The organism is Vibrio sp. bablab_jr001, from assembly GCF_016464285.1.
Classification (GTDB): domain Bacteria; phylum Pseudomonadota; class Gammaproteobacteria; order Enterobacterales; family Vibrionaceae; genus Vibrio; species Vibrio fluvialis.
Window position 1 is genome coordinate 626293 of the sequence record NZ_JACDWZ010000039.1, and the last position, 19928, is coordinate 646220.

The following is a 19928-nucleotide window of genomic DNA, read 5'->3' on the forward strand; positions in this document are numbered from 1 at the left end:
ATTCTCTTCACGAGTACCACCACAGGGTACTCTGGTGTTTATTCGTTATTAAGGCTGTTCTTTGTAGTGAACATCGCTCAGTTCACGCAGGCGCTGCGCGGCCTGTTCCGGAGTTAAATCTCGCTGAGTTTCTGCTAGCATTTCATAGCCCACCATAAACTTACGCACGCTCGCGCTGCGCAGCAGCGGTGGATAGAACAGTGCGTGTAACTGCCAGTGTTCAATATCACTGCCGTCGTCAAAAAACGGCGCATAATGCCAGCCCATTGAGTACGGGAATGAGCACTGGAACAGGTTGTCATAGCGACTGGTCAGTTTTTTTATCGCCAGGGCTAAATCGTCGCGCTGATCATCGCTCAGTTCACTCATGCGGCGAACGTGGGTTTTCGGCAGCAGCATGGTTTCAAATGGCCACGCAGCCCAATATGGGACCACTGCCAGCCAGTGCTCGGTTTCCACCACAGTACGTGAACCATCGGCCAATTCCGCTTGCACATAATCCACCAGCAGATTGCTGCCCTGCTGATCGAAGTAGGCTTTCAGGTGTTGGTTTTTACGCTCAATTTCATTGGGCAGAAAGCTGTTGGCCCAGATCTGGCCATGCGGGTGCGGCTGAGAACATCCCATCGTCTCGCCTTTGTTTTCGAATGCTTGTACCCAGACATACTCTTTTCCGAGCGCTTCAATCTGCTCGTTCCAGGTATCAATCACGCCGCGAATCTGCGCCAGTGGCAGCTCAGGTAGCGTTTTGCTGTGATCCGGTGAAAAACAGATCACGCGGCTCAGCCCACGCACCCCTTGAATTTTAAACAACGGACTGCGGGATAGCGGTGCGTCCGGCGAATCCGTCATCAGCGCGGCAAAATCATTGTTGAAGACGTACGTACCGGTGTAAGCCGGGTTCACGTCGCCCGACACACGCGTATTTCCCGGGCACAAGAAACAGTGATGATCGTAGCTTGGAAGCTCTGCAGTTGACGGTTTTTCATCCTGACCGCTCCAAGGGCGTTTCGCGCGATGCGGAGAAACCAACACCCATTGCCCGCTCAACGGGTTATAACGGCGGTGTGGGTGATCCACCGGATTGAATTCTATCGTCGACATTTGTGTCATGACCTCTGTTTAAACGTCGTATCCCTGAGGATTATTTGATTGCCAGCGCCAGGTATCCGCCGTCATGTCTGCCAAGCTCAGTTTCGCCTGCCAGCCCAGTTCACGCTTCGCCTTTTCAGTACTGGCCCAACACTCGGCAATATCGCCCGGACGACGCGGACAAATTTCATAAGGCACCGCCTTGCCACACGCCTGGCTGAAGGCATTGACCATATCCAGTACGCTGGAGCCTTTACCCGTACCCAGGTTATAAATATGCAGACCGGCTTGTGTGCCGACCGCCTGCAACGCGGCGATGTGACCATCGGCCAGATCCATCACATGAATATAGTCGCGAATGCCAGTGCCATCCGGTGTCGCGTAATCATTGCCAAACACCGCCAGTTTTTCACGACGCCCCACGGCAACCTGAGCAATAAACGGCATCAGGTTATTCGGAATGCCTTGGGGGTCTTCCCCCATGGTGCCTGACGGATGCGCGCCAACCGGATTAAAGTAACGCAGCAGAGTGATGCGCCATTCGGGTTCAGCAATCACTAAATCTGACAAGCATTGCTCCACCATGTACTTGCTGCGACCATACGGGTTGGTGGTCGCGCCAGTTGGAGAAGTTTCGGTGATCGGTACAGTTTGTGGGTCGCCATAAACGGTCGCCGACGAGCTGAACACCAGACTTTTCACGCCCGCTTTGCGCATGCTGCGCACCAGCACTAACGTGCCGTTGACGTTGTTGTCGTAGTACTCAATCGGCTTGCTGACTGACTCCCCCACCGCTTTGAGGCCGGCAAAGTGAATCACGGCTTGTACGTCGTGCTTGGCAAAGACGGAATCCAAGAACGCTTCATCACGAATATCACCCTGATAAAATGCCGGGCGCACACCCGTTAAGGCTTCAATTCGATTCAATACTTCTGCTTTTGCATTGCACAAGTTATCGACCATGATTGGGGTCATCCCCGCCGCAATCATCTGCACACATGTGTGGCTGCCGATGTAGCCCATTCCGCCAGTGATTAGAACGTCCACCTGTCACCTCTCCGCTGATTTGAATTGCATTGAGTCTATCAGCAGCCCAGCGCCGACTTCTGTGATTACACTCTCAAAGTGAAAACGTTTCCACAAACATTCACACAGAGGTAACTCTGCTATTATTGGAATTAGATACTACTGAAAAATAAGAGGAAGGCCATTAGGGCAAACGTTTCCAGAAAACAACATGCCTGCATTGAGCGGTAACCAAACCACACAATACAGACTGAACACGGTGAATGAACGACTTTACGGAAGGGAAGAAAGAAGAAAGCCAGCACAGGCTGGCTTGTTATGCACTAAATCCTAAACTCGCGGCGATATCATATCTGCGATCCAGAACCCATTGACTGTCAAAGGGCCCCCAATCTGATAACTGATAATAGCCGTCATTGTGGCGCCGACCGTCCTGAACGAACATCAGTTCAATGCCGATCCCCGGCAGGGCTTTAAGTACGTCCTGAATAGTACGACGAGGCCACCCCGTTTTCTCGATTAACTTCGGAACATTAGGCCGTTCCAGACTTTCAACAAGCAAGGCTAAATAAAGGCGCCTTGCAAAAACAGGACTCAATTCCATTGATTACCTCCTAATCTGTGCAAGGCACATTATTTCTGTTTTGCCAGTAAGTTTGTTGAGTTCGATCAATAACTCTCCAATCCTAGTCAATAGCCGTGGATTTTTTTTATTCAGTAAAATATCTGCATCACACTTTTGTCAGATGACAGGCTTCCTGTTAGGATTTGGCAAACACCAAAATAAGCAGCATTCAAAGGATTTTTATGACCATCACGATGTACGGTATCCCCAACTGCGACACGATAAAAAAAGCGCGCAAATGGCTGGAAGCACAAGGCGTTAATTACCAGTTTCACGACTACCGCAAAGACGGTATCGATGCAGCGCTGGTGAGTGAGTTTTGTCAGGCTCTGGGCTGGGAAAATGTGCTCAACAAACGCGGCACCACTTTTCGCCAACTGAGCCAAGAGCAGAAAGACACCCTCAACGCTGACACCGCCATCGCCCTGCTGGTTGAACAACCTGCGATGATCAAACGCCCGCTGCTGCGCGTTGATGGTGATCTTCATCTAGGCTTCAAAGCCGAGCAATACGCTTCTCTTTTCTCTTAATACAAGGATTTCAAGGATGACAGACAGCCCTGTACTGGCTCTCGCAAAAGATTTAATCAGCCGCCAATCAGTGACGCCGGTCGACGCCGGTTGCCAGGACTTGATGATTGAGCGTCTTAAAGCACTCGGATTTGAAATCGAAATGATGGTGTTTGAAGACACCACCAACTTCTGGGCCCGCCGTGGCACGCAAGCACCGCTGTTTGCGTTTGCTGGTCACACAGACGTGGTTCCGGCTGGCCCTCTGGCTCAGTGGCACACTCCACCGTTTGAGCCAACCGTGATTGATGGTCATCTGCATGGCCGCGGCGCTGCGGACATGAAAGGCTCACTGGCATGCATGGTGGTGGCCGTGGAACGTTTTATCGCTGAGCATCCGGATCATACTGGCTCGATTGCGTTTCTGATTACCTCGGATGAAGAAGGCCCGTTCATCAACGGTACCACGCGTGTGGTGGATACCCTGATGGCCCGCAATGAGAAAATCGATATGTGTGTGGTGGGGGAACCTTCAAGCACACATGCCGTTGGCGATGTGGTCAAGAACGGCCGCCGTGGCTCCATCACGGGCGATCTGACCGTAAAAGGCGTGCAAGGTCACGTGGCTTACCCGCATCTGGCCAACAACCCGGTTCATCAAGCACTACCTGCATTGGCAGAGCTGGCCGCAACCACCTGGGATGAAGGCAACGAATACTTCCCGCCAACCAGTTTCCAGATCCCGAATCTGCAGGCCGGCACTGGCGCGTCAAACGTGATTCCGGGCGAGTTTCATGTGCAGTTTAACTTCCGTTTCAGTACCGAGCTGACCGATGACGAAATCAAACGTCGCGTACACTCAACGCTGGATGCGCACGGCCTGGAATACGACCTCAAATGGACGCTGAGCGGTCACCCGTTCCTGACCGACACTGGCGCGCTGCTCGATGCGGTGGTAAAAGCGGTGGGTGAAGTGAATCATCAGGAACCACAACTGCTAACGACAGGCGGAACGTCTGACGGCCGCTTTATCGCGCAAATGGGAGCGCAGGTGGTTGAACTGGGTCCGGTAAACGCCACCATTCACAAAGTGAACGAGTGCGTCAACATTGCCGATCTGGAGAAACTGACCGACATGTATCAAAAAACTCTGGAGAATCTACTCGCCAAATGATGACGCCCGAGCAGCTGACCGGACAAACCGCGTCGCACCTTGTTGAAGTGATGGTGGGCCAGAAGGCATTTCTGGTTCATCCGCAAGTCAGCGCGGATCTGCTGTCTCTGAAACAGGCGGCGGATGAGGCGGGTTTTGTGTTCAACATTGCCAGTGGTTTTCGTCCGTTTGAACGCCAACTGGCGATTTGGAACCGAAAAATGTCGGGGGATACCGCCATTTTGGACGTCAACAGTCAGCCGCTCGACACTAGCCACTGGTCTGAAGCCGACAAAGTGCACGCCATTTTGCGCTGGTCTGCCCTGCCCGGCGGCAGCCGTCATCATTGGGGGACTGATTTTGATGTGTTCGATCGCAGTGCTCTGCCCCCGGGCGAAACATTGCAGCTCAAACCCTGGGAATATCTCGAGGCGCATCAGCGTCCGTTTTATCAATGGTTGAAGACTAACCTCGCCCGCTTCGGCTTCTTCTTTCCGTATCGGGAGAAAGGCTCAGGGGTGGCATTTGAACCATGGCACATCAGTCATCGCATCGTCAGTGAACAGTGTCTCCAAGCGCTGACACTGCCGGTGTTGGCACAGCAATTGGCGTCAGCCCCCATTTTAGGCAAGCAGTGCGTGCAGCAAGACCTTGGTCAGATCTACACTCAGTACATCACTCAGATCAGCCGAGGTGAAAGTGTATGATGGATTTTCTGTTTAATCCGTGGGTGATCACCATCGTTATCGTGTGTGTGTTTGTCGGCAATATTGCTGCACTTAAGTACACCGCGACGATGAAACTGGGTCAGATGGGTAAGAAGAGCGATCTCGACAAACTCAATGAGCTCGACAAGCAAAATCAGTCATCCGCTTCCGATAAAGAAACAAAAAAGGGACGCTAGCGTCCCTTTTCTATTTGGCTTTCCTGCCCGCTTACTGCTGAGCTGTTTTTTTCTCATCAACGATGGCGGCCAACACTGGCACCATTTCTTTCAGCAATTCTTCCTCAACCGGTTTACCCGCTGAGTTGGTCACGTTGATGGAAGTACGGTTACCCAAATCACCAAACAGGAAGGTGTAAGTGCCTGACCCTAGGTTCATTGGTTTCACGCCGATATCATTCCAGAATTCGTCATCTGGCGACGCGTATTTTGCTTTCATCGTACCTTGAGACTGGTTACGTTCCTCAATCTTGAAGCCCATCTTAGGCAGCAGATCAGGCAGACGTTGCCACAGCACATCATAAGGAGTACGGGCGATGATCACCGGGAAGCCACTGCGGTCTGAACCCATGGTAACCGGAATCTGTTTCACCAGCTCTTGCGCTTTACGCGCCGCTTCAGCTCGCACATCCTGATCGTAACGAGACGTCACCAGGTTAGTCATAAAGGCGTTGTAGCGCTCTTTGTTGGTCGCAGTCACCGGCTTCTGTTTGCCGCCCTCACGCCAGTCAATCAGAGAGATCTTAAATCCGTAGCGGTTGTTGGCTTCAACGCGGCTCAACTCGTAGCGGCTACCCATTTCCGTATCTTCGTCTTCGGAGACCCAAGTCACCCAATCAGTTTCGATATGGTTAGCGTTTTCCTGTAGCGCTTTGATGTTGTGCTCTTGCATCATGGTCTTCGCCACCTGCCACACTTTGTCCGCTTCATCTTTACGGATCATCCACAAAGTGACTTCGCCATTCTGGCGTTCAGCACGAGCGCCGGGAATCAGTTCCAGCACTTGCTGCGGTGGGCGAATATCAACCACTGGGCCGATGCCACCTTTAAAATCACCTTGGGGAATATCGTAATCGGGATAAAACTGCGGCGTTGCGTCTTGCGGCAAAACCCACTGTTTGAAATCTTTCGTATCCAGGTAGGCAAAATCATTTTTGGCTTGGCGGCGTTGCGTCGGAGTGCTCGAACAGGCACTCAAAACCAAAACAGCCAGTGATCCAACCACCAGCTGGCGCGATAACTTCATTGAAACTCCTAAAATTTGCCGAGGCATGAAAACCTCGGCATTGTAATGGATAGCGCCTTATAAAATACAGGCTTCTGTCATTGCTTGGGCAACAAGTGGGCGCGCTTGTTCAGAGAGTTCCGTTAAAGGTAGACGCAGATCACCTTCTGCAATCAGACCCAGCTTGTGTGCTGCCCATTTCACTGGAATTGGGCTCGACTCGACAAACAGGCCTTTGTGCAGTGGCATCAGGCGTTGGTTGATGACTTCTGCTTCATCAAACTTACCTTCCAGTGCCAGGTGCATCATTTTTGCCATATCGGCAGCAGCGACGTTATTCGTTACTGAAATCACACCCTGGCCACCCAGTTTCACAAACTCCAGACCGGTTGCATCGTCACCGCTGAGCAGTACGAAATTGTTACCACACAGTTCGCGGTGCAACGCCACGCGGCTTAAATCACCTGTTGCATCTTTGAGTGCGACAATGTTTTTTAGTTCCGACAAACGTGCAACAGTTTCTGGACGCAGGTCAACTGCGGTACGGCCTGGTACGTTGTAAAGGATGATTGGAATATCGGTTTCTTGTGAAATCGCTTTGTAGTGCTGGAACAAACCTTCTTGAGTCGGTTTGTTGTAGTAAGGCGTTACGCTCAGGTAGCCGGCAATGCCTGTGTTGTTCAGCAGACGGCTGAACGTCACGGATTCGTGAGTAGCATTAGCTCCGGTACCGGCGATCACCGGAATACGGCCGTCCGAGAACTCGACGGTCTTTTCAACAACTTTGACATGCTCTTCGATAGTGAGTGTGGATGACTCACCGGTTGTTCCTACAGAAACAATGGCGTCAGTACCGGCTTCGATGTGGTAGTCTACCAGCTTCTTCAGGCTAAGATAGTCAACCTCACCGTCGTGGTTGAAAGGTGTAATTAACGCGACGATACTTCCTGAAAACATGTCTATCTCCCTAGATTGATAACTTCTGCATGGTACTGCATGGGGCTTGAAAAACACAAGGGGGGAAATTCGCTTAAACAGCCCTTATGAGTGAATATTTATCAGATGTTAGACTTTAGGCCAACTCTGCCTTTTGCTACCGGGTTATACACCCCTTGAAAATCCCCTTGTCAGACACACGTGATTTTGTGAAAACGCATACAGAAAAACACGTTTTGTTCCGCTCTTTCTATACTTTAACTGTGTTAACATGCCGAAAAACACTAAGCGAAGCGACTCTATGACTCAACATTTAGTGATCACCGCCGTGGGTACTGACCGGCCAGGGATTTGCAACCAAGTAGTCAAACTGGTAACCCAGGCTGGCTGTAATATTATCGACAGCCGAATTGCCCTGTTCGGAAATGAATTCACCCTCATCATGCTGGTTTCCGGCAATGCCAACAGCATCACCCGCGTGGAAACTCTGCTGCCCCTGTTAGGTCAGGAGCAGGATCTGATCACCATGATGAAGCGCACGTCGCCGCATGCCCAGCAGGCCAACGCGTACACGGTGGAAGTCTATGTCGAATCGGATGACAAACCCGGTCTGACAGAAAAGTTCACCCAGTTCTTTGCTGATCGCAACATTGGCATGGCATCACTCAGTGCGCAGACGATCGATAAACTCAAGCTGGAACGGGAAACCAACCAGTTCCAAATCGCGATTACAGCGCACGTTGATAGTGACTACAATCTGATGCAGTTGCAGGAAGAATTTGATGCTTTGTGTCAGACGTTTGATGTACACGGGTCGCTTAATTTCATTAAAAACAGCTTATAAAAACGAAAGGAAGAACCATGAATACACTCAAGGCAGGTTCGCCAGCTCCGGCTTTCTCTCTTCTCGATCAGGACGGCAACACCGTTTCGCTGTCTGATTTCGCCGGCAAAAAAGTCCTGTTCTACTTCTACCCGAAGGCCATGACTCCGGGTTGTACTGTGCAAGCGCAAGGCATGCGCGATGTGAAAAGTGAATTGGACGCCCATAACGTGGTGGTCTTAGGTGTGAGCATCGACCCGGTAAAACGTTTGGGTAAGTTCATCGAACGTGACAACCTGAACTTCACTCTGCTGTCTGACGAAGATCACGCCGTCGCTGAGCAATTCGGCGTGTGGGGCGAGAAGAAGTTTATGGGCAAGGTGTATGATGGCCTGCACCGCATCAGTTTCCTGATTAACGAAAACGGCGTCATCGAACACGTTTTCGACAAGTTTAAAACCAAAGACCACCACGAAGTGGTTCTGGATTATCTGAACAACAAATAATCACCACACCACTATTTCGTGCGATTGCTTAAATGATTAAATTGCATAAATAATCAAAAAGGCCAGTCTTAAAGACTGGCCTTTTTCGTTACGGATTGCGGAAACTACACGATGAATTTATTCAGGATTGCATCCTGCTCACGCACGTTTTCGGTCTGCACTTGCATTGCGATGTTGGCCTCTTCCGCTGACTCAGAAACCTGAGTCGACAGATCTTTGATCTTCACGGTGTTGTTGTTGATCTCTTCCGCCACCAGGCTCTGCTCTTCAGCCGCCGAGGCAATCTGGATATTCATATCGCTGATTTGTTGAATCGCATTCCGGATACGTTGCAGTGCCGCATCCGCCAGTTGCGATTTCGCCACCGCATCTTCCGCCGTCGATTTACTCTCGTTCATCGCCACCGACACCGAGCTCGCGCCCGCTTGCAGTTGCTCAATCATGCTGCGAATTTCAGTCGTGGATTGCTGTGTACGCTGCGCCAGCGTGCGCACTTCGTCGGCAACTACGGCAAAACCACGACCTGATTCACCAGCACGCGCAGCTTCGATGGCCGCGTTCAACGCCAGCAAGTTAGTCTGGTCAGCAATATCGTTGATCACTTTCAAAATGGTTTCGATGTTCGCCGTCGCCGATTCGAGGCCGCGTACTTCTTCCACCGCCATTTCGATGTGCGCCGATAAGCGGTCAATCGACTTAGTGGTGTCGCTGACCACGCGTGAACCTTCAACCGTTGCATCGTCCGCTTCTTTCGCTGCTGACGCGGCACCCTGGGCATTATTGGCCACTTCGGTTGCCGTCACTGCCATCTCGTGCATCGCCGTGGCCAGTTGTTCCAGCTCTTGCAACTGAGCACGCATTGCTTCAGCAGAGCCGTGCACGGTGCCCATCGTTTGCTCCGCTCCGCGCATGATCTCTTCACCGATAGCTTTCGACTGCTTAATCTGATGTTGCAGCGTTTCGGTAAAGATATTGAAACCCTTCGCCAGTTCAGCAAACTCTTTGTCGGTATCGGTGCTCAAACGTTTCGTCAGATCGCCCTGACCCGACGCCACATCCTGAATCGCATCATTGAGTACGCCCAATGGACGCATCAGCACTTTGATCAGCAGGCTCAGACCAATCACGCTCAGCACCAGACCAATAACAGTGTAGATGATGGAGCTGTTACGCAGATCGGAGACCGCAGCAAACGCAATCGACTCATCGATAATCGCACCGATGTACCAGTTCTCGCTTGGTACCAGAGTAAAGTTGACCATAAACGGATGACCATCGATCTCAATACGCTGCGTCCCTTCTTTTAGTTGCACCTGAGGGAGATAGCTATTGAGCTTCTGACCGTTGTTTTTGGTGTCAGGGTGCGCAATGGTAGTGCCGTCAGCGGTCACGATAAACAAGTAACCAGCGTCAAACAGATTGATCGAGTTAACCAGATCCGCCAGCTTGGTCAGCTCCAAATCGTAGAACATTGCCGCTTTGAACTGGCCGTTCTCATACACTGGGGTACCAATCGAAATGATGGTTTTCTTGGTCGAGACATCGACATAGGGATCGGTAACGGTCAGTTTGCCGACTCTCTTCGCATCGACGAACCAAGGACGTTTACGTGGGTCGTAATCGGCGCCCGGTTCCCAACCGTCGTCATTTTCGACCACGGTGCCGTCGGCATCATAGCCCAAACCCACCGCTAGGAAGCTGCTCTTGAGTTTTGGCTTTTCGAGTACGTTTTTCACGTAAGCACGATCTTCGGGGTTAAGCTCCAGCACTTCCGTCATCGACTGAGCCAGCGCTTTTTTGCTGGTCATTTCTGATGTGATGGTGTTTTTCACCCCAGCCACCATTTCTTTCAGGCTGCTGTTGACCAGAGACTCAACTTCCGAGCGAACGGTGCTGAGCTGTTGAATAGATAAAAGTAAAATAATGATTAATAGTAGCGCGGATGATGCAGCCACAATTTTTTGGCTAAATCTCATAGTTTCCCTCAACTCACAAGCTCTAAGTGGATTTCCATTTTTTATAGTTATTAGTTGTTATATCGACTAGCCAAATCGAAACTTGAGGAACAGTAACATCCCTTAACCTATATTTTACTCAATAATTTTGATCTCGCTTCACGAATGCTAAAAAACAAACGCCCCATCAAAAAATGATGAGGCGTTCATGTAACAAGCAGATAAGGCTAAGCGTTAGGCTGCGGTGGCTCTTCTTCAATACTTGGCAGGGCGTTCCACACTGCTTTCACCAAAGTTGCCAATGGAATGGCAAAGAATACACCCCAGAATCCCCAGAGTCCGCCAAAGACCAGCACTGCGACGATAATCGCCACCGGATGCAGGTTCACCGCTTCAGAAAACAGCACTGGCACCAGCACGTTACCATCCAGAGCCTGAATGATGCCGTAGGCGATCAACAGATAATAGAAAGGTGGTGTCATTCCCCACTGGAACAAGCCGACAATCGCCACCGGAACGGTGACCGCTGCCGCCCCAATGTATGGAATCAACACGGAGAAACCCACAGCGACCGCCAGCAACACTGAATAGCGCAGATCCAAAATGGCAAACGTCACATAGCTGACCCCACCGACAATCAGGATCTCCAGCACTTTGCCGCGAATATAGTTTGAGATTTGCTGGTTCATTTCGTCCCAGACTTTGGTCGCCAGCTTGCGGTTGCGCGGTAACACACCACGCACCATGCTCAGCATTTCCTGTTTATCTTTGAGCAGGAAGAACACCAGCAGCGGCACCAGAATCAGATACACCGCTAATGTGGCGATGCTGACCAGTGAAGCCAACGAACCTTTCACGACCGACTCGCCCATTCCCAACGCTTTATTTTTCGCGTTGATCATGATGGATTCAACAATTTGCAGGTTGGCCAGTTCAGGATAACGTTCCGGCAACGTAGCAATAAACTTCTGAAGGCCGTTATACATGTTCGGAATGTCGTTCACCAGATTGACGATCTGCTGCCAAATGGTGGGCACGAGGCCAAACACCGCCAGCAACATCAGGCCGGTAAAGATCAGAATCACCAGAATCACCGACAGCGTGCGCGGGATTTTCATGCGGCACAATTGCACCACCGGCCATTCGAGCAGATACGCCAGCACAATCGCCACCAGCAACGGAGCAATCAGATGACCAAAGAAGTAAATCGTGATGAAGCCAAAAAACAGAATAGCGACAAGGCTGACTGCATGAGGATCGGAGAAACGTCGTTTATACCAACGACTCACCATTTCAAACATTGGAGGCTGTCTCCTTTATGACATGAAGCGAGAAATGCTCAGTGAACGTCTGGCTCTGACAGACAAATTGCTGTCTTAGCAAGTAGGATTCGATATCGCGCTTGGAACTTGGGTCGCTAAGCAGAATGGTCACCGATTCACCATCTTGCAGCTGTGCGGTGTGACGTTTCGCAAGTAATAACGCCATTGGGCAACGCTGCTGACGCAAATCGAGAATATTCGGTTCCATTCTGTCGCTCAATCCTTAATATAGGTGAGACATTGTATAGCCTTTTACGCTGGGTGCCAGTTTTTCTCTCCCGCTAAAAATCGTTACAATTCATTGCTTACTTATTCCTATCCATCGGTGATGGTGATAGGGAAACCAATCCATTCTGACAATGTCTTATATCCAAACGACCTGAAGTGGCAGATAGGCGATTGAACAGAGCCGCCCCGCTGTAACTTCGTGAAGAACTGGGGATAGTGGAAGATGATTTTGGAGTATCACCTATAACTATGATAGTAAAACGTACTCGCTCATTCGTGTGCCTTTGCCTTGCTGCCGCTCTGGCGACGCCTTCGCTGACCTATGCCGACACCATTGAGCTGCCGGATATCGGCACGGTGGCCGGTTCGACCCTGACCATCGATCAGGAGCGCATATACGGCGATGCTTACATGCGTATGCTGCGCAACAGCCGCCCGGTCATCAATGACCCGGTGCTAAACGAATACATCGACTCTTTGGGCCATCGTCTGGTTGCCAACGCAGACGATGTGAAAACCCCGTTTACCTTTTTTATGATTCGCGACCGCGACATCAACGCCTTTGCCTTCTTCGGTGGCTATGTCGCGCTGCACTCCGGGCTGTTTTTGCATGCGCAATCGGAAAGTGAACTCGCCTCCGTCATGGCGCACGAAATTGCGCACGTGACCCAGCGCCATCTGGCGCGCAGTATGGAAGATCAGGCGCGCCGCTCTCCGGCAACCATTGCCGCTTTGGCAGGCTCTCTGCTGTTGGCGATTGCGGCTCCGGAAGCGGGGATCGCCGCGATCACCGCCACAACGGCGGGCAACATGCAAAGTCAGATCAACTACACACGCGCCAACGAAAAAGAAGCGGATCGCTTCGGTATTGCCACACTGGCCAAAGCCGGATTTGACGTCAATGCCATGCCACGCTTCTTTGGCCGTCTGGCGGATGAATACCGATACGCCAGCAAACCGCCACCGATGCTGCTGACTCACCCGCTGCCGGAAGATCGGATCACCGACAGTCGCGCCCGCGCCCAGCAATACACACCGGTGCGTCTGCAACCATCACTCAACTATCATCTGGCGCGCTCGCGAATTGTGGCCCGCTATGCAGGTATCGACAGTGATGCCGCTCTCGACTGGTTTAACCGCACGCAGAAAAAGGCCGAGCCTTCACTGCACCCGGCTTTTGAATACGGCAAAGCGTTGGTTTATGTCGATACCAAACAGTACGCCAAAGCAGAACCCCTGCTGGATGCCCTGCTGAAAAGCGACCCTTACAACGGATTCTATCTCGATGCGGTGTCCGACCTTTATCTCGCCACCGATCGTCCGGAAAAAGCACAAGCTTTATTGAGTTCAGCTCTGAAACAGAAGCCGAATAACGCCGTGCTGACCATCAATTACGCCAATGCGATGATGAAGGAAGAAAAATACGCCGACGCGATTCGCACTCTCCAGCGTTACACGCACGATAACCCGAACGATACCAATGGCTGGCAACTGTTGTCCGAAGCCAATATTCGTTTGGGTAACAGCGCGGAAGATTTGGCCGCCCGCGCCGAAATTTTTGCCCTCAAGGCTAACTGGAACAAAGCCATTCAGTTTTATACTCAGGCCAGCCAGCTAGCCAAGTTGGGCAGTTTAGAACAAGCGCGTTACGACGCACGCATCGACCAATTGATGGTGCAGCGTGACCGATTCTTGTCACTCCAATAACAAAAAAGCGATGAAGGAAAAATTATGTCAGTCGTGATTTATCACAACCCTCGATGTTCAAAAAGCCGTGAAACACTGGCATTGCTGGAAAAGAAAAACATTCAGCCACAGGTCGTCAAATACCTTGAAGAGCCACTGAGTGTGGCGCTGCTGAAAGAACTCTATGCTCAACTGAGTCTGACTCAGGTTCGCGACATGATGCGCACCAAAGAAGATCTGTACAAAGAACTGAATCTGGCGGATGTCAGCCTGTCTGATGACGCTTTGTTTGCCGCTATGGTTGAAAACCCGAAACTGATTGAACGCCCAATCGTCGTAGCCAACGGCAAAGCGCGTCACGGTCGCCCACCGGAGCAGGTACTGGACATTCTATGAGTTGTCGTCTGGTTGTGCTGTATTACAGCCGACATGGTGGTACACAGGCGCTGGCGCGCCAGATTGCCCGAGGCATTGAATCGGTAGCGGGCTGTGAAGCTGTGCTGCGTACCGTACCTGAGCTGACGGAACGAGACGGCCTGACTGACGATCCTTGTCTGACGTTGGATGAGCTTCGTCACTGCGATGGTCTGGCGATGGGCAGTCCGGTATGGTTTGGCAATATGGCCGCTCCGCTCAAGCATTTCTGGGATCAAACGACGCCGTTGTGGCTCAGTGGCGATCTGATTGATAAACCCGCGTGTGTGTTTACCACCTCATCGACACTGCACGGAGGTCAGGAAACCACTCAGCAAACCATGATGATGCCGCTGCTGCATCACGGCATGCTGGTGCTGGGGATCCCCTACTCAGAACCCGCGCTGCACACCACAACGGCTGGCGGCACGCCTTATGGCGCGAGCCATGTTTCAGGGCACAACGACCGTATCACCAGCGATGAAAGCACGCTGGCTCAAAGTTTAGGAAAACGCCTTGCAGTGATTGCAAGCCAATTAAAGGAAAAACCATGAGCGTCGAAATGTCGCCACGCACCACGCTGTTTCGCTGGCTTGCGCTTGGCGGGAACTTGTCTCTCTTAGGCTGGATTGCCTTGTGGCAACTGGAGTTATCTCCTCATCCACACATCAACCCGGTGACGCTGACTGTTGCCTGGCTGATTCCCCTGCTGCTGCCGTTACCCGGCATTCTGGCAGGAAAGCCATACACCCATGCGTGGGCCAACTTCATTCTGATGTTCTACTTTCTCCACGCCTTTACCATTTTGTATGTTGATGGCGGCGAACGGTTGCTGGCAGCGGTTGAACTGTTGCTGACTCTGGCCGCCTTCATGGGTAACATTCTCTATGCCCGTCATCGCGGCAAAGAACTGGGACTCAAACTAACCAAGCTGTCGGAAGTAGAAAAACAAGAACGGGCCCGTTTTGATAACAAGCAGTAGCCTCCTGTTTTTGAACAACTTGTTGACCCGTCCTGATATGGGTTGACACTTTTAGTTAAAACGCTCGATGAACTTCATCGGGCGTTTTGTATTTTAGAGCGGTGTGTGGCCTCTGTTCATTATAGAGTTTCACCGACTCAGCAACCATTTTCCTCGCTTCATTCAAGTCGTTCGGCTTAGTCAGCAAGTACTCGATCTTTAAGATGCCATTGACTCTTTCAGCCAGAGCATTTTGATAACAGTCGTATCCATCCGTCATAGAGCATGTCACGTGATATTTTCTGTGTAATGACTGATATTCCTCAGAGCAGTATTGAATACCTCTATCAGAATGATGAATCAGTTCACCCTCATATTGTCGATTTTTCAAAGCCTTAAGGAACGCACGCTTAACCGCTTGCGTCTTCATATTATCATCGAGATGATACCCAACTATCTTTCTCGAGTAGGCGTCAGTGATTAAGCTGAGATAGGCATTGCCCGCTCGCGTTGCCAAGTAAGTAATATCAGCGACCCACAACTGCTCCGGTTTATTTGGAACCATGCCCTCTTTGACTCGGTTTGGATGGCAGTGGAACCGATGATGACTGTTTGTCGTTCGATGATAAGCCCTACGGTTGAAGACCAATAGGCGATGCTGTTTTAGCAATAAAAACAAACGGTCTCGCCCTACATCAATGTTATGTTGATCGAGTAAGTACTTGAGCTTTCGAGTTCCTAAACGAGGATGCCGCATCCTTTGCTCCTTGACGAAGCCAATGACAGACTGCTCTTTCCGGGTTCGCTGAAACTCTAGCGCACAGCGTTTGTAAAACGCCTGCCGAGTAATGCCAATGAAGAGACAAGCCTTCGTTACTGTGAGCCTTTTGACCGCTTTTTCCTTAATAACTCGGCTTTGCGCTTCTTTGAGATTCGAACACCGAAATCTCTATCCATGACTTTAACGACCGCCTCAAAGAAATCCGCTTTCAGTTGAGTTTCCTCAAGTTGTTGCTCGAGTTCTTTTATCCGTTGTTCAGGAGTTTGAGTAGACGGAGAATCAGGCATACCATGACCTACTGTGTTTGTTTTCTCTATTCCTTTAGACCAATTTAGCTGACCGTGCTTACGAAGCCAAACTAAGACCGTAGACCGGCCTTGGATCCCATATCGCTCTTGGGCCTGTTTGTAGGTCATTTCGCCTTTTTCTACTTGGTCAACAACCGTCAATTTAAAAGCAAGAGAATAATCTCGTTGGGTTCGTTTACTCGTTGTTTTCATGACACTCTCCAATTTCATGTTGGAAATGTGTCAACCTTATTTAGGACGGTACATGTGATAAAAAAAAGCGCCTCTTCAGGCGCTTTTTTTATGTTCGACTTGTTAACCCAGCCATTGAAAATAGAGCGTATGGATGGTCGGTTCGGCTGGCGCGGTTTCTGGCTGCACTTCTGTAACCGCTTCAGCCGGAGTCAATACAGGTTCCACATTTTGAACCGGCGGCTCAATCGTCTCTCCGGCAGGCACTGCCGCATCATCAACAACCGGAACTGCATCAGATAGCACCACTTCAGGTTCCGGCATCGGTTCGATCGGCGCTTCGCCTTTTTCCACTCGTCCCATACGCAGTACTTCCTGCTCAAACTCACTTTCGCTGGTGAGCAGATGCACTTTAAACGTCACATTATTACCCTGAATTTTCAGAATATCGAGTGACGCTACTGAGCTCAGACGTTTCAGATTCTCTTCCAGCGTGAAGAAAGAGATAGCACCGTTCACTGGCTTAAATGATGCCAGCACAGCTTCTGAGGATTCGCTGCTGACCAACACGGCATTTTTCTTCGCGTAGTAATCACTCAGCTCATCCACCATGTCTGCGGCCGCGCTGTCGCCAGAGGCCTGGCCGCTGATTGGGCTTTTTGGTGCCGCAATCATGTTGGCCGCATTTTGGTCGTAGAGTGTCCAGCGCAGATTCGAGCCTTGTGCACGCACCACCAACACCGCGTCGGTCGGATAGCGTTGACTTGCCAAACTGATTGGCTGGGCAAATCCGCCCCAGAGATCAGACACCTGCACCCCGGTGATATCATCAAAATCACCGACAGGAACTGTGATTGGCAGACCACGCAACTGCGCGCTGGCTTTCAGTTGATTGAGCAACGATGTATTCGCATGCTCCCAGCTGATGCTGCGATCGTAATTGGACTCTTCCACCAGCCACACCAGCAGATTGGCACGATTTTCCGGCCAGAATGGCAACTGTGCCTGAGTCAGCAAGGTACGAATATGCGGACCACTAAAGCCCATACGAATCGTTTTGGCGTCGCCTTGCTGGCCATAGCTGATCTGATTCAGATACTGAGAATTCTGGCGCAGCGCTTTTTGAATGACATCGTTGGTGACCGACTCTTTATCGCCCGTGGCGCGGACGATAACTTGCTGCATGCCGTTGATTCGTGCAGCCGCATCCGCATTGTCTTGCTGCTCATCAATCACGACTTCTGTTTGATATAAATTGACTTTCGTCAGCGCAAACGCGGGCAGACTCATCAGCCCGACCATCAACAAAGCTAAGTAGCGCATAGTGTTCCTAGGTCCTCAATTGTGAAGGTTGATGATAAGCAACTATCCCCCTTCGGGCAAGGAAACGCCGCCAGTATCGCGTCAAAAATTCCCCAATTTACACAATGGTATTTCGCCAGAGTAAACTAAAAATAATCAAAATTTTGATCCAGTTTAAATGGCAATCGATTGCAAAAGTGATAGAATCCCGCGAATTTTGTTCAGTATCAGGGAAAATACAATGAAAAATGCCATTCAAGGCGCACAGATGCTATTTGTCGCATTTGGTGCTCTGGTTCTTGTACCGTTGTTAACCGGTCTTGATCCTAACGTTGCACTTTTCGGTGCTGGTATCGGCACCCTCCTCTTCCAAATCATTACTCGCCGCTCCGTTCCAATCTTTCTTGCTTCTTCTTTCGCTTTCATCGCTCCTATTATGTACGGTATCCAAGCTTGGGGTATTGCTGCAACCATGGGCGGCCTGATGGCAGCTGGTGCGGTCTACATCATTCTGGGTGTGGTGATTAAAGTGCGTGGTGTGGAGATCATCCACAAGTTGCTGCCACCTGTGGTTGTGGGTCCGGTGATCATGGTGATCGGTCTGGGTCTGGCTCCTGCTGCGGTCAACATGGCACTGGGTAAAACCGGCGACGGCTCGGTACAACTGGTCAACGGTGATGCGGCATTGTGGATCTCATGCGTATCGCTGCTGGTGACGATTGTCATCAGCGTGTTTGCAAAAGGTTTCTTCAAACTGCTGCCAATTTGTGGTGGTATCGCGGCGGGTTACGCACTGTCTCTGTACTTCGGTGTGGTCAGCTTTGCGCCGGTTCAACAAGCCGCGTGGTTTGCACTGCCAAACTTTACTTTCCCTGAATTTAACATTAACGCCATTCTGTTCATGATCCCGGTTGCGATTGCACCGGCGGTTGAACACGTAGGCGATATGCTGGCTATCTCTAACGTCACCGGCAAAGACTACATCAAGAAACCTGGCCTGCACCGCACTATCGCGGGTGACGGGGTGGCAACGATGGCAGCCACTTTCCTTGGCGCGCCACCAAACACGACCTACAGTGAAGTCACTGGCGCTGTGATGCTGACCAAAGCCTTCAACCCAGCCATCATGACCTGGGCAGCCGTAACAGCCATTGTTCTGGCGCTGGTGGGTAAACTGGGCGCGCTGCTGCAAACCATTCCGGTTCCGGTGATGGGCGGCATCATGATTCTGCTGTTCGGTTCTATTGCCACAGTGGGCCTGAACACGCTGATCAAAAACCATGTGGATCTGCACAAATCACGTAACCTGGTGATTGTTGCGGTGACGCTGGTGTTTGGTATCGGCGGTATGGCTTTCGGTATCGGTGAGTTCAGTCTGCAAGGCGTGAGCCTGTGCGGTATTATTGCGATTATCCTGAACCTGGTTCTGCCACATGACTTGGGCGAAAACCACATTGTTGATAATGCACAAATGGAAGAAGGTCAGAACTGATCGCTTCCTGAATACAAGAACGGCCTCATCTGAGGCCGTTTTTTTATGTCACACGCTTAAGCGTCCTGACACAGGTCGACAAACTGTGCGCGGGTCAATAAGGCCAAATCCTTAGGCGCTAGCTCAATTTCCAGCCCACGTTTACCAGCGCTGACACACATGGTTGGCAGGGCCTCTGCGCTGATGTGAATGAAGGTCGGCAACGCTTTCTTTTGTCCGAGAGGGCTGATGCCTCCCACCACATAACCCGTTGTCTTCTGAGCGATGTCCGGATTCGCCATATCGGCCTTTTTCGCATTTGCCGCTTTGGCCGCGAGTTTTAAATTCAGTTTCTGCTCCACCGGAATCACCGCGACAGCCAGATTCTTCTCCTCACCATTGAGACAAAACAGCAGTGTTTTGAATACTGTTTTCGGATCCTGTCCCAATGCCTGCGCGGCTTCTAAACCGTAACTGTTGTGGTTGGGATCGTGCTCGTACTGGTGAATGGTGTGAGAAACTTTCTTTTTCTTCGCAAGATTAATCGCTGGAGTCATGGTGAATCGGTCCTTTATACCAATCAGGATAAGCCCATCCGGGCCTATAGTGATTCGTACCAATGAGATAAAAAAACAGGCGATGCGCCAAAGCACATCGCCTGTTAGTTAAAGGGATTCAACGAGTTGAGTCAACGCTTTCCTGATAGCAAA

At 50.8% G+C, this 19928-nt stretch carries 22 protein-coding genes; 11 read left to right on the forward strand and 11 right to left on the reverse strand.

Features of this window, described 5'->3' with window-relative positions; genetic code table 11:
• Nucleotides 1-48: 48 nt before the first annotated feature.
• From JIG40_RS05760 to JIG40_RS05770, 3 genes are all read right to left on the reverse strand, one after another.
• Nucleotides 49-1104 carry a UDP-glucose--hexose-1-phosphate uridylyltransferase gene (locus JIG40_RS05760; RefSeq protein WP_199464945.1) on the reverse strand — a complete coding sequence of 352 codons (1056 nt, stop codon included), beginning with the start codon at nt 1102-1104 and terminating at the stop codon, nt 49-51.
• An 18-nt stretch (nt 1105-1122) separates the two neighbouring features.
• Nucleotides 1123-2139, reverse strand: coding sequence for a UDP-glucose 4-epimerase GalE (gene galE / locus JIG40_RS05765; RefSeq protein ID WP_199464946.1), 1017 nt, complete (start codon nt 2137-2139; stop codon nt 1123-1125).
• 295 nt (nt 2140-2434) lie between these two features.
• Entirely contained in the window at nt 2435-2722 is a 288-nt protein-coding gene (locus JIG40_RS05770; RefSeq protein WP_199464947.1) for a helix-turn-helix domain-containing protein, read from the reverse strand.
• A 203-nt stretch (nt 2723-2925) separates the two neighbouring features.
• Between JIG40_RS05770 and JIG40_RS05775 the strand changes: the two genes are divergently transcribed.
• The 4 genes from JIG40_RS05775 to JIG40_RS05790 are packed head-to-tail and all read left to right on the forward strand — an operon-like array spanning nt 2926 to nt 5309.
• On the forward strand, nt 2926-3273 hold the full coding sequence (locus JIG40_RS05775; protein WP_020430665.1) for an ArsC family reductase: 348 nt from the start codon (nt 2926-2928) through the stop codon (nt 3271-3273).
• 16 nt (nt 3274-3289) lie between these two features.
• The gene (gene dapE, locus JIG40_RS05780) at nt 3290-4426 is read left to right on the forward strand and encodes a succinyl-diaminopimelate desuccinylase (RefSeq protein ID WP_199464948.1); all 1137 of its coding nucleotides are present in this window, start codon (nt 3290-3292) and stop codon (nt 4424-4426) included.
• The gene (locus JIG40_RS05785) at nt 4426-5112 is read left to right on the forward strand and encodes a M15 family metallopeptidase (RefSeq protein WP_199464967.1); all 687 of its coding nucleotides are present in this window, start codon (nt 4426-4428) and stop codon (nt 5110-5112) included. The genes dapE and JIG40_RS05785 overlap by 1 nt, the downstream gene beginning before the upstream one ends.
• Nucleotides 5112-5309 (forward strand): DUF2897 family protein, encoded by a 198-nt coding sequence (locus JIG40_RS05790; protein ID WP_024373511.1) that lies wholly within the window; start codon nt 5112-5114, stop codon nt 5307-5309. Before JIG40_RS05785 ends, JIG40_RS05790 begins: the two co-directional genes overlap by 1 nt.
• Before the next feature lie 31 nt (nt 5310-5340).
• On the opposite strand, the gene bamC is transcribed toward JIG40_RS05790, so the two are convergent.
• Both bamC and dapA read right to left on the reverse strand, forming a co-directional pair.
• Nucleotides 5341-6375 carry an outer membrane protein assembly factor BamC gene (gene bamC / locus JIG40_RS05795; protein WP_020331141.1) on the reverse strand — a complete coding sequence of 345 codons (1035 nt, stop codon included), beginning with the start codon at nt 6373-6375 and terminating at the stop codon, nt 5341-5343.
• A 57-nt stretch (nt 6376-6432) separates the two neighbouring features.
• The gene (gene dapA, locus JIG40_RS05800) at nt 6433-7311 is read right to left on the reverse strand and encodes a 4-hydroxy-tetrahydrodipicolinate synthase (protein ID WP_020331140.1); all 879 of its coding nucleotides are present in this window, start codon (nt 7309-7311) and stop codon (nt 6433-6435) included.
• A 280-nt stretch (nt 7312-7591) separates the two neighbouring features.
• Here dapA and JIG40_RS05805 point away from each other — a divergent pair, with 280 nt between their 5' ends.
• Both JIG40_RS05805 and bcp read left to right on the forward strand, forming a co-directional pair.
• Nucleotides 7592-8134 (forward strand): glycine cleavage system protein R, encoded by a 543-nt coding sequence (locus tag JIG40_RS05805; protein WP_020430660.1) that lies wholly within the window; start codon nt 7592-7594, stop codon nt 8132-8134.
• Nucleotides 8135-8151: 17 nt separating this feature from the next.
• Nucleotides 8152-8619: a thioredoxin-dependent thiol peroxidase gene (bcp, locus tag JIG40_RS05810; RefSeq protein WP_020331138.1), complete on the forward strand. Its 468-nt coding sequence runs from the start codon at nt 8152-8154 to the stop codon at nt 8617-8619.
• Nucleotides 8620-8723: 104 nt separating this feature from the next.
• Here the strand turns inward: bcp and JIG40_RS05815 are convergent, their stop codons facing one another.
• From JIG40_RS05815 to JIG40_RS05825, 3 genes are all read right to left on the reverse strand, one after another.
• A complete protein-coding gene (locus JIG40_RS05815) occupies nt 8724-10595 on the reverse strand; it encodes a methyl-accepting chemotaxis protein (RefSeq protein ID WP_158147860.1) in 1872 nt (623 codons plus the stop codon).
• 206 nt (nt 10596-10801) lie between these two features.
• A complete protein-coding gene (locus JIG40_RS05820; protein WP_020331136.1) occupies nt 10802-11875 on the reverse strand; it encodes an AI-2E family transporter in 1074 nt (357 codons plus the stop codon).
• Nucleotides 11868-12104: a sulfurtransferase TusA family protein gene (locus JIG40_RS05825; protein WP_020331135.1), complete on the reverse strand. Its 237-nt coding sequence runs from the start codon at nt 12102-12104 to the stop codon at nt 11868-11870. Before JIG40_RS05825 ends, JIG40_RS05820 begins: the two co-directional genes overlap by 8 nt.
• 269 nt (nt 12105-12373) lie before the next feature.
• Here JIG40_RS05825 and JIG40_RS05830 point away from each other — a divergent pair, with 269 nt between their 5' ends.
• Genes JIG40_RS05830 through JIG40_RS05845 form a run of 4 tightly spaced genes read left to right on the forward strand, consistent with a single transcriptional unit; the run spans nt 12374 to nt 15206 of the window.
• Nucleotides 12374-13831, forward strand: coding sequence for a M48 family metallopeptidase (locus JIG40_RS05830; protein ID WP_020430656.1), 1458 nt, complete (start codon nt 12374-12376; stop codon nt 13829-13831).
• 24 nt (nt 13832-13855) lie between these two features.
• On the forward strand, nt 13856-14206 hold the full coding sequence (gene arsC / locus JIG40_RS05835) for an arsenate reductase (glutaredoxin) (RefSeq protein WP_199464949.1): 351 nt from the start codon (nt 13856-13858) through the stop codon (nt 14204-14206).
• Nucleotides 14203-14778, forward strand: coding sequence for an NAD(P)H:quinone oxidoreductase (wrbA, locus tag JIG40_RS05840; RefSeq protein WP_020331132.1), 576 nt, complete (start codon nt 14203-14205; stop codon nt 14776-14778). The genes arsC and wrbA overlap by 4 nt, the downstream gene beginning before the upstream one ends.
• 8 nt (nt 14779-14786) lie before the next feature.
• Nucleotides 14787-15206, forward strand: coding sequence for a DUF2069 domain-containing protein (locus JIG40_RS05845; RefSeq protein WP_024373513.1), 420 nt, complete (start codon nt 14787-14789; stop codon nt 15204-15206).
• A gap of 55 nt (nt 15207-15261) precedes the next feature.
• On the opposite strand, the gene JIG40_RS05850 is transcribed toward JIG40_RS05845, so the two are convergent.
• Nucleotides 15262-16466 (reverse strand): IS3 family transposase gene (locus tag JIG40_RS05850; protein ID WP_199464950.1). Its coding sequence is split into 2 segments (ribosomal slippage): nt 15262-16079 and nt 16079-16466, totalling 1206 coding nucleotides; the frame shifts between segments, so codons are not numbered across the junction.
• A 102-nt stretch (nt 16467-16568) separates the two neighbouring features.
• Nucleotides 16569-17768 carry a DUF2066 domain-containing protein gene (locus JIG40_RS05855; RefSeq protein ID WP_199464951.1) on the reverse strand — a complete coding sequence of 400 codons (1200 nt, stop codon included), beginning with the start codon at nt 17766-17768 and terminating at the stop codon, nt 16569-16571.
• Between the two features lie 220 nt (nt 17769-17988).
• Between JIG40_RS05855 and JIG40_RS05860 the strand changes: the two genes are divergently transcribed.
• Nucleotides 17989-19239, forward strand: a complete 1251-nt coding sequence (locus tag JIG40_RS05860) for a uracil-xanthine permease family protein (protein ID WP_020430647.1) — start codon at nt 17989-17991, stop codon at nt 19237-19239.
• A 56-nt stretch (nt 19240-19295) separates the two neighbouring features.
• Here JIG40_RS05860 and ybaK read toward each other — a convergent pair whose 3' ends face one another.
• A complete protein-coding gene (gene ybaK / locus JIG40_RS05865; protein ID WP_158142663.1) occupies nt 19296-19775 on the reverse strand; it encodes a Cys-tRNA(Pro) deacylase in 480 nt (159 codons plus the stop codon).
• Between the last annotated feature and the right edge of the window lie 153 nt (nt 19776-19928).

What these genes read in the sequence shown, in the direction of transcription:
- JIG40_RS05760 (WP_199464945.1), bottom strand. Translation starts at nt 1,104, where the DNA reads ATGTCGACGATAGAATTCAATCCGGTGGATCACCCACACCGCCGTTAT.
- JIG40_RS05770 (WP_199464947.1), bottom strand. Translation starts at nt 2,722, where the DNA reads ATGGAATTGAGTCCTGTTTTTGCAAGGCGCCTTTATTTAGCCTTGCTT.
- JIG40_RS05775 (WP_020430665.1), top strand. Translation starts at nt 2,926, where the DNA reads ATGACCATCACGATGTACGGTATCCCCAACTGCGACACGATAAAAAAA.
- dapE (WP_199464948.1), top strand. Translation starts at nt 3,290, where the DNA reads ATGACAGACAGCCCTGTACTGGCTCTCGCAAAAGATTTAATCAGCCGC.
- JIG40_RS05785 (WP_199464967.1), top strand. Translation starts at nt 4,426, where the DNA reads ATGACGCCCGAGCAGCTGACCGGACAAACCGCGTCGCACCTTGTTGAA.
- JIG40_RS05790 (WP_024373511.1), top strand. Translation starts at nt 5,112, where the DNA reads ATGGATTTTCTGTTTAATCCGTGGGTGATCACCATCGTTATCGTGTGT.
- bamC (WP_020331141.1), bottom strand. Translation starts at nt 6,375, where the DNA reads ATGAAGTTATCGCGCCAGCTGGTGGTTGGATCACTGGCTGTTTTGGTT.
- dapA (WP_020331140.1), bottom strand. Translation starts at nt 7,311, where the DNA reads ATGTTTTCAGGAAGTATCGTCGCGTTAATTACACCTTTCAACCACGAC.
- JIG40_RS05805 (WP_020430660.1), top strand. Translation starts at nt 7,592, where the DNA reads ATGACTCAACATTTAGTGATCACCGCCGTGGGTACTGACCGGCCAGGG.
- bcp (WP_020331138.1), top strand. Translation starts at nt 8,152, where the DNA reads ATGAATACACTCAAGGCAGGTTCGCCAGCTCCGGCTTTCTCTCTTCTC.
- JIG40_RS05815 (WP_158147860.1), bottom strand. Translation starts at nt 10,595, where the DNA reads ATGAGATTTAGCCAAAAAATTGTGGCTGCATCATCCGCGCTACTATTA.
- JIG40_RS05820 (WP_020331136.1), bottom strand. Translation starts at nt 11,875, where the DNA reads ATGTTTGAAATGGTGAGTCGTTGGTATAAACGACGTTTCTCCGATCCT.
- JIG40_RS05825 (WP_020331135.1), bottom strand. Translation starts at nt 12,104, where the DNA reads ATGGAACCGAATATTCTCGATTTGCGTCAGCAGCGTTGCCCAATGGCG.
- JIG40_RS05830 (WP_020430656.1), top strand. Translation starts at nt 12,374, where the DNA reads ATGATAGTAAAACGTACTCGCTCATTCGTGTGCCTTTGCCTTGCTGCC.
- arsC (WP_199464949.1), top strand. Translation starts at nt 13,856, where the DNA reads ATGTCAGTCGTGATTTATCACAACCCTCGATGTTCAAAAAGCCGTGAA.
- wrbA (WP_020331132.1), top strand. Translation starts at nt 14,203, where the DNA reads ATGAGTTGTCGTCTGGTTGTGCTGTATTACAGCCGACATGGTGGTACA.
- JIG40_RS05845 (WP_024373513.1), top strand. Translation starts at nt 14,787, where the DNA reads ATGTCGCCACGCACCACGCTGTTTCGCTGGCTTGCGCTTGGCGGGAAC.
- JIG40_RS05855 (WP_199464951.1), bottom strand. Translation starts at nt 17,768, where the DNA reads ATGCGCTACTTAGCTTTGTTGATGGTCGGGCTGATGAGTCTGCCCGCG.
- JIG40_RS05860 (WP_020430647.1), top strand. Translation starts at nt 17,989, where the DNA reads ATGAAAAATGCCATTCAAGGCGCACAGATGCTATTTGTCGCATTTGGT.
- ybaK (WP_158142663.1), bottom strand. Translation starts at nt 19,775, where the DNA reads ATGACTCCAGCGATTAATCTTGCGAAGAAAAAGAAAGTTTCTCACACC.